This window comes from uncultured Aureimonas sp., from assembly GCF_913775355.1.
Lineage (GTDB): Bacteria > Pseudomonadota > Alphaproteobacteria > Rhizobiales > Rhizobiaceae > Aureimonas.
This window is the reverse complement of sequence record NZ_CAJYIU010000175.1, coordinates 1-7,540: the sequence shown is the minus strand read 5'-3', so window position 1 is coordinate 7,540 and position 7,540 is coordinate 1. Positions and strand designations below refer to the sequence as shown.

The window sequence follows — 7,540 nt, the reverse complement described above, 5'->3', positions numbered from 1 at the left end:
AGCGGGCGGGCGAGACGCAGTTCCGCCTGATCGCCGAGCACGTGCGCGTAATGCTCGACGTGCCGGTCGCGCTGGTCACGCTGGTCGGCAGCGACCGGCAGTTCTTCGCCGCCAGCCCCGGCCTGCGCGAGCCTTGGGCGAGCGAGGGCGCAACGCCTCTGGACATGTCCTTCTGCCGCCACGTGGTCGAGGACGGCCGGCCCGTGATCGTGCCGGACGCCCACCGCGACCCGGACTTTTGCGACAACGGCGCCGTCGAGGCGCTCGGCGTCGTCGCCTATCTCGGCGTTCCCCTGCGGCTCGGCAGCGGTGAACTGGTGGGTGCGCTCGCCGCGATCGACAGCCAGCCCCGGCAATGGACGGACGGGGATCTCAAGCGCCTCGCATCGGCGGGCGACCTCGTGATGTCGGCGATGGCCGAGCGCCTGTCGGACGCGCGCTGGCGCATGATCTTCGAGCAGCTGGAGGAGGCCTTCATCCTCGGTCGCCTCCAGCGCGACGAGACGGGCCGCGTGGTCGACTGGGTCTACGAGGAGGTCAACCGCGCCTGGTACGCGCTGACCGGCCTGCCCGAGGGCTCGGCCGTCGGCCGCAGCGTGCGGGACGTCCTGCCGGGCATCGAGAAGGAATGGATCGACGAGTTCGCCGCGGTCGTCGAGACCGGCGTAGCACGGCGCTTCACCCGCCGCGTCGGCACGCTCGGCCGCTGGTACGAAGGCATCGTCCGGCCGGTGGGCGAGGACCGCTTCACGGTGATCTTCCTCGATGTCAGCGACCGGCTGGCGAAGGAGGAGGCGCTGCGCAACAACGAGGCGCGCATCCGCACGCTCGTGGACAGCATGCCCATCGGCGTGGCGCTGGCCGAGGCGCCGTCGGGGCGCATCCTCATCGCCAACCGGCGTCTCGGGCGGCTGCTCGGCGTCGAGCCCGGCTCGCTGCCGGCGATCTCGGACGCGCTCTTCGCAGGTCTGCGCGAGGACGGCGCCCCGATGGCGCACGACGACCATCCCCTCGCGCGCATCGCGAGCGGTGCGACCGACAGCGCCGCGATGGAAATGCGCACGGGTCGGCCTGAGGACGGAGGCCGCTGGATCGAGGTGCAGGGCAGCGCGGTCAAGGACGGACATGGTCGCACGGTCGCCGCGGTCGTCGCGGTCAGCGACATCGAGGGGCGCAAGCGCGACGACGAGCAGCGCATGCTTCTCAACCACGAGCTCGCGCACCGCCTGAAGAATACGCTCGCCGTGGTGCAGTCGATCGCCACGCAGACCCTGCGCGGGGCGCCCGATCTCGTGACCGCGCGCGCCAGTCTCGGCCAGCGCATCCGCACCCTGTCGCAGGCGCATGACATCCTCCTCGCCGGGCGGCGCGACGCCGGCTCGGTCGAGGCCATCCTGCGCGCTGCGGTCGCGCCGCACGATCCCGACGAGCGCATCGTCCTGCGCGGCCCCGCCGTGATGATCGGCCCGAAGGCCTCCCTCTCGCTCGCCCTGATCGGCCACGAGCTGGCGACCAATGCCGTGAAGTACGGGGCGCTGTCGGCGCCGGAGGGCGGCGTCGAGGCGCAGTGGACGGTCGGCGAATCGCCCGATGGCTCGAGCGTCCTCCTTCTCGACTGGCGGGAGAGCGGAGGGCCCACCGTCGCGCCGCCGGTTCAGAAGGGCTTCGGCACGCGGCTGATCGAGATGGGTCTGCCCGGCTCGGCAAGCGGATCGGTCAACGTCCACTACGAGCCGACGGGCCTGCGCTGTCGCATGGAGGCGCGCCTCACCGAACTGCAGTCGCAGGACGAGGTCTGAGACGCCGGGCGTTCCGCGGCGATCGCCTCCGACGACGGATGTCGAAGTGGATCGTAACCAATCGAAAGGTCGGCTCTCCCGCCAAAGGGACGGGTTGTGCGCGAGCGATTTCCCTCATGCGCAAGTTTATTTGTCAGACTTACAAGTAGTTTAATGTTGGGCGACGAAGGATGGGGCAAAACGGCCTCATGATCCAAACCCATCCTTCGACCGGCGCCGCTTCCGCATCTTCGCCTGCACCGCAGGTCGAGGACGGGAGCATGGTGCAGCACCTCCTGTCGATCTCGAAGTCGACCAGGGCCTTCCTGTCGCTGCTCCTCATGGAAATCGACCTGCATCCGGGGCAGGACCAGCTTCTCGCGCGCGTCGAGCCCGGCGTTCCCGTCAGCGTCTCGGCCTTGGCCGACCAGCTTTCGGTGCGTCCGTCGACGGTCTCGAAGATGCTGGACCGCCTGATGGAGAAGAACCTCGTCGAGCGCACCGCCCACAGCCACGACGCGCGCCGCACCATGGTCATGCTGACCCCGGCGGGCGAGACGGTCCGCGGGCGCGTCAACGCCCTCTGGGAGAAGCTCGAGGGCGATCTCGCCTCGGCGGTCGCGCCCGGGCGGCGCGACGATCTCCTGACGGCGTTGCGCGAGGCCGACGAGCTCCTGACCGCCAAGCTTCGCCGGCTGCGCTGACCGCTCGGGAGGGTGCTCGGGACGCGGGACGCGTGCGCTAGGCAGGCGTCGGCTTTTTGCATATGCTAAGGGCCTTGCTGCACTTCCGAAAGAAGCCTCCCATTTCCGTGACGAGTTCCTCCTTCACCTCCCGCCGCACGGCACTCAAATACGGTCTGGGTGGAGCGCTCTCGCTGCTCTGGGCCCATCGCGCGTCGGCCCAGCAGCCCGCCGCCCCCGGCACGCCCGCCCCCGCCCCGGCTGCGCCCGCAGCACCGCCGCCCACCGTGGTGGATCTAAACGCCTTCACCTACGACGCCCTGTCGAACGCCATGCGCGCGCGCGCCGCCGCGCCCTGGAGCGAGCCGCCGCGCGACTTGCCGCAGGCGATCGCCGATCTCGACTACGACAGCTACCGGCGCATCCTCTACCGGCGCGACCAGACGATCTGGGCCAACGAGCCGCTGAACTTCCACCTGCAGGCCTATTTTCCCGGCTTCCTCTACAAGGACACGACGCGCCTCTTTATCGGGGACGGCACGCACTTCCAGCCGCAGGTCTTCTCGGGCGCGAACTTCGAGTTCCTGGCGCCGCTCGACCCGTCCGCCTTCCAGAACCTGCAGCTTCCCGGCGTCGCCGGCTTCCGGCTGAACTACCCGCTCGACCGGCCCGATCTCTACGACGAGCTCGTATCGTTCCTCGGCGCCAGCTACTTCCGCGCGCTCGGCATGAACAACCGCTACGGCCTGTCGGCGCGCGGCCTTGCGATCAATACGGCGACCGCGGCGGCCGAGGAGTTTCCGCGCTTCACCGCGTTCTACATCGTGAAGCCGCAGCCCGGCCAGGAGGCGATCCAGATCTTCGCCGAGCTGGAGGGGCCAAGCCTTGCGGGCGCCTACGCCTTCAACGTCCGGCCGGGTGTCGAAACGCAGATCGACGTGACGGCTCGCCTCTACTTCCGCGGCGAGGTCGAGCGGCTCGGCGTCGCCCCGCTCACCTCGATGTATCATTTCGGCGAGAACGACCATAACGAGCGCGAGGACTTCCGGCCGGAGGTTCACGACAGCGACGGTCTCTTCATCCTGCGCCCGAGCGGCGAGCGCCTCTGGCGCCCCCTGAAGAACCCCGAGGAGCTCGCCCTCTCCTATTTCGGCGAGACCTCGCCACGCATGTTCGGCCTCCTGCAGCGCGACCGCGACTTCTCGCACTACGAGGACGTCGAGGCGCATTACGAGCTTCGTCCTTCGCTGATCATCGAGCCGATGGGCGACTGGGGCCGCGGCATCGTGCAGCTCGTCGAGATCCCGACCGACTCCGAGGTCAACGACAACATCGTCGTCTTCTGGGTGCCGGAGGAGAAGCCGGCGGCCGGCTCGCAGTTCGAGTTCCGCTACCGGATGCACTGGGGCTACGCCGACCAGATGGAGACCCATCAGGCCGTGGTCGGCGCGACCTATGCCGGGCTCGGGGGCAATGCCGCCGATACCGGGACGACCAACCTCCGCCGCTTCGAGATCAACTTCGTCGGCGGCACGGCGCAGAACCTGCCGGGCGACGCGATCGTGGTGCCGATCCTCGAGGTGCCGGACACGGCCCGCCTCGTCCACAGCGGCGTCAGCCGCCTGCCGGGCGGCGGCTGGCGCCTGTCGATCGAGCTCGAGAAGCTCGACGCCTCGCCGGTCGAATTGCGTGCCAAGCTCTCGTTCAACCAGCGCATCATCTCCGAAACCTGGCTCTACCAGTGGACGGGCCGTCCATGAGGGGGCCGACGACGTTCTTTGCAGGCCGCACCGACGCAGAGACGGCGACGCCGCCGGAACGCTTCTTCGACGCACGCCCGGCGGGCATGCTGGTGGACCGGCCGGACCTCACCGAGGAGGACCTCCTGACCGCCATCGCCGAGCGGCTGGTCTTCGAGGGGCGGACCGGGCCGGAGCCGCAGGTCGTGATCGAGGCGGCGCGCCTCGGCAAGCGCAAGGCCCTCGCCTTCCTGCGCAAGCTGCTCCTGCCGCCGCCGCGCGCCCCGCTCTCCATGCCGGTGCGACCGATCCTGCGCGAGCACATGACGCGCACCGACGAGGAAATGCGCTAGACGCCTGCCCGGCTAAGCGCTTTTCCACAAGCGGATCCCGAGCCCCGTGCGGCGCGCGGCAACCGCTTGAATCGTAAGGCATCCGACACGTTCAGGCGGCCTTTCCACGCGGTCCCTTGCGTCGCGCCTCACCGCCTTGCCATCCCCTTGCGCCTTGCCCGCGCCCCGTCCCGGCGAGATATCGATATGAGGGACATGATGCTCGCACGGCTGCTCCAAGGCCGCGCGGGCGCGTGCGTAACGAGTCGACCACAGCATCCATGACAGTCTCATCCCGGCGCTCTCCCACGCCGCGCGATCATCGCATCGACTTCTACCGCGGCATCGCGCTCCTGATGATCTTCGTGAACCACGTGCCCGGGGTTCTCTGGGAGCACTTCACCTCGCGCAATTTCGGCTTCTCCGATTCGGCCGAACTCTTCGTCTTCCTCGCAGGACTCTCCTGCGCGCTCGCCTACGGGCGCAGCTTCTTCGAGCGATCCGGCCTGATCGCCACGATCCGCGCCTTCCGCCGGGCGGGCGTCCTCTACCTCAACCACATCGCGCTCACGATGATCGTGGTCAGCCTCTACGCCTTCGCCTCGCTCGCGACCGGCGACGGGCGCTATCTCATGCAGCTCGGCTTCGGCTATTTCCTGTCGCGCCCGGTCGACACGCTCGCCGGCATCGCGACGCTCGGTCACCAGTTCGCCTATCTCAACATCCTGCCGATGTATGCGGTGCTACTCCTGATGCTGCCCCTCATGCTCGGCCTCGTGCGGCGCGTCGGCCTGCCGGGCCTCCTGGCCGTGTCCTGCGCCGTCTGGCTCCTCTGCGGCCTCCTGCGGCTGAACCTGCCGAACCACCCCAATCCCGGCGGCTGGCAGTTCAATCCCTTCGCCTGGCAGTTCCTTTTCGCGATCGGTCTGGCGGTCGGCCTCGCCAAGGCGGGGGGACAGGCGCTCGTCGGCTATTCGCGCCCGCTCTACGTCGCGGCCCTCGCCTATCTCGGCGTCTCCTTCGTGTTCGTGTCGGCCTCGCTCTGGGGCTGGGAGCAGACGCTGCCGCTGCCGGCCTTCGCGGTCCAGTTCGACAAGACCTACGTGTCGCTGCCGCGCCTCCTGCACCTTCTGGCGCTGGTCTACGTGTTCGCGCACGCGCCGAGCCATTCGCCGCTTCAGCGGATCGGCCGCGACAATCCGTTCGCGCTTCTCGGGCGCCATTCGCTGCCCGTCTTCGCGGTGGGTACGGTGCTGTCGCTCCTCGCCCAACTCCTGCGGCTCAACCGCGAGCCCTCGCTCGCCTTCGACACGGCGCTGATCGTCCTGGGGCTCGGCGTCCACTTCGCGCTGGCGCTGTTTCTCGACTGGTGGCGCGCGGTGAACGCGCCGGCTCCTATCCCGGACGCGGCGACGGCGCGCGAGTCCAACGCGGTGCGGGGCGTGCGCGCACGGGCCTGAGCCGCGCTCGCGACAACGTGCGCGGGCCCCCGTGCCTCGGGCACGACCTGTCGCTATAAGGCGGAGGCCGGATGCCCCGGCAGGAGGACCGCCCCTTGAAGGATGCCAGCCATCCCTTCTTCCGCCCACTCTGGCGCCGTGTGGCGCTGGTGGCGGTCTGCGCCACCTGGACGGTGGTCGAACTCGTCGTCGGCGATCCGACCTGGGCGATCATGACGGGCGCGATCGGCGCCTATGCCGCCTGGACGTTCCTGATCGCCTACAAGCCCGTGGCGGACGAGCTGCCGGCGGACCGGGAGCCCGGACCGCCCGCGGGAGCCTGACCTTCAGTTGCGGTTGGCGACCCCGGCCTGCGCGAAGGTCGCCATGCCGTTGTGGCAGGCGACCGCGGCCTTCACCACGGCGGCCGCCACCGCCGCGCCCGTGCCCTCCCCGAGCCGCATGCCGAGGGCGAGGAGCGGCACCTTGTCCATGAGGCGCAGCGCCTTCTGGTGCCCCGGCTCGGCCGAGACGTGGCCGAACAGGCAGTGGTCGAGCGCCCGCGGGTCCATCGCGTGGAGAATGGCGGCGCTGGCCGTGGCCACGAACCCGTCGATGATCACCGGAACGCGCTGCATCCGGGCGGCCAGGATCGCGCCGGTCATCGCCGCGATCTCGCGCCCGCCGAGCCGGCGGAGCACTTCCAGCGGATCGGCGAAGTGGGCGCGGTGCAGCTCGAGCGCCTCGTCGACCACCGCGATCTTGCGCGCGATGCCGGCCGCGTCATGCCCGGTTCCCGGCCCCACCCAGTCGGCCGCCGTGCCGCCGAAGAGCGCCGCGAAGATCGCTGCAGCCACCGCCGTATTGCCGATCCCCATCTCGCCGAGAATCAGGAGATCGGGCTCGCCGGCGAGGCATTCCATGCCGAAGGCCATGGTGGCCGCGCAGTCGCGCTCGCCGAGCGCCGCCTCCTCCGAGATGTCAGCGGTCGGGTAGTCCAGCGCGAGGTCGAAGATCTTCAGCCCGAGGTCGAAGGTGGCGCAGATCTGGTTGATCGCCGCACCGCCGGCCGCGAAGTTCTCGACCATCGATTGGGTGACGGAGGGCGGAAAGGCCGAGACGCCCTTCTTCGCGATCCCGTGATTGCCGGCGAACACCGCGACCACCGGTCGGTCGACCGTCGGGGCGCGCCCCTGCCAGGCCGCCAGCCATTCCGCGATCTCCTCCAGCCGGCCGAGGCTGCCCGAAGGCTTCGTCAGTTCCTCCTGCCGGTGCCGCGCCGCATGGCGCGCCGCGCCGTCGGCCTGCGGCATCTGGCGAAGGAGGGCGCGGATGTCGTCGAAGGGAAGGCCGGTGGCGGACATGGTGGCTCCGGAAGGATCGGGCGTTCGGTTGGCCGGGTGATAGGCGCAAAGCGGGAGCTTCGCAAACCCGCCGCACGCTCGCGGCCGAGCGGCGCCGGACGCCGCATCGTGTAGGCTGCGGGCCATGATTCGCCTCGTCCACAGCGTGCTGCGCGCCAGCGCCTTCCTCACCCGCCTGCCCGCGGTGCCGGCCGCATTCGCGGGG

At 69.9% G+C, this 7,540-nt stretch carries 7 protein-coding genes; 6 read left to right on the top strand and 1 reads right to left on the bottom strand.

The window, feature by feature from the left end:
- From QZ753_RS11195 to QZ753_RS11170, 6 genes are all read left to right on the top strand, one after another.
- A partial coding sequence (locus tag QZ753_RS11195; RefSeq protein ID WP_294643748.1) for an HWE histidine kinase domain-containing protein occupies positions 1 to 1,799 on the top strand: 1,799 nt, incomplete at its 5' end.
- Positions 1,800 to 2,059: 260 nt separating this feature from the next.
- On the top strand, positions 2,060 to 2,482 hold the full coding sequence (locus QZ753_RS11190; RefSeq protein ID WP_244545936.1) for a MarR family winged helix-turn-helix transcriptional regulator: 423 nt from the start codon (positions 2,060 to 2,062) through the stop codon (positions 2,480 to 2,482).
- Between the two features lie 107 nt (positions 2,483 to 2,589).
- Positions 2,590 to 4,221 carry a glucan biosynthesis protein gene (locus tag QZ753_RS11185; protein WP_294643746.1) on the top strand — a complete coding sequence of 544 codons (1,632 nt, stop codon included), beginning with the start codon at positions 2,590 to 2,592 and terminating at the stop codon, positions 4,219 to 4,221.
- A complete protein-coding gene (locus tag QZ753_RS11180) occupies positions 4,218 to 4,553 on the top strand; it encodes a hypothetical protein (protein WP_294643744.1) in 336 nt (111 codons plus the stop codon). The genes QZ753_RS11185 and QZ753_RS11180 overlap by 4 nt, the downstream gene beginning before the upstream one ends.
- A 260-nt stretch (positions 4,554 to 4,813) precedes the next feature.
- Complete coding sequence (locus QZ753_RS11175; RefSeq protein ID WP_294643743.1) at positions 4,814 to 5,992, top strand: OpgC family protein; 1,179 nt, start codon at positions 4,814 to 4,816, stop codon at positions 5,990 to 5,992.
- A 95-nt stretch (positions 5,993 to 6,087) separates the two neighbouring features.
- The gene (locus QZ753_RS11170) at positions 6,088 to 6,315 is read left to right on the top strand and encodes a DUF3329 domain-containing protein (protein ID WP_294643740.1); all 228 of its coding nucleotides are present in this window, start codon (positions 6,088 to 6,090) and stop codon (positions 6,313 to 6,315) included.
- A 3-nt stretch (positions 6,316 to 6,318) separates the two neighbouring features.
- Here QZ753_RS11170 and cobT read toward each other — a convergent pair whose 3' ends face one another.
- Positions 6,319 to 7,335 (bottom strand): nicotinate-nucleotide--dimethylbenzimidazole phosphoribosyltransferase, encoded by a 1,017-nt coding sequence (gene cobT / locus QZ753_RS11165; protein WP_294643738.1) that lies wholly within the window; start codon positions 7,333 to 7,335, stop codon positions 6,319 to 6,321.
- Between the last annotated feature and the right edge of the window lie 205 nt (positions 7,336 to 7,540).

Bases quoted from the DNA above. Each gene is read 5' to 3' on its own strand.
- cobT (WP_294643738.1), bottom strand. From the start codon at position 7,335: ATGTCCGCCACCGGCCTTCCCTTCGACGACATCCGCGCCCTCCTTCGC.
- QZ753_RS11175 (WP_294643743.1), top strand. From the start codon at position 4,814: ATGACAGTCTCATCCCGGCGCTCTCCCACGCCGCGCGATCATCGCATC.
- QZ753_RS11190 (WP_244545936.1), top strand. From the start codon at position 2,060: ATGGTGCAGCACCTCCTGTCGATCTCGAAGTCGACCAGGGCCTTCCTG.
- QZ753_RS11180 (WP_294643744.1), top strand. From the start codon at position 4,218: ATGAGGGGGCCGACGACGTTCTTTGCAGGCCGCACCGACGCAGAGACG.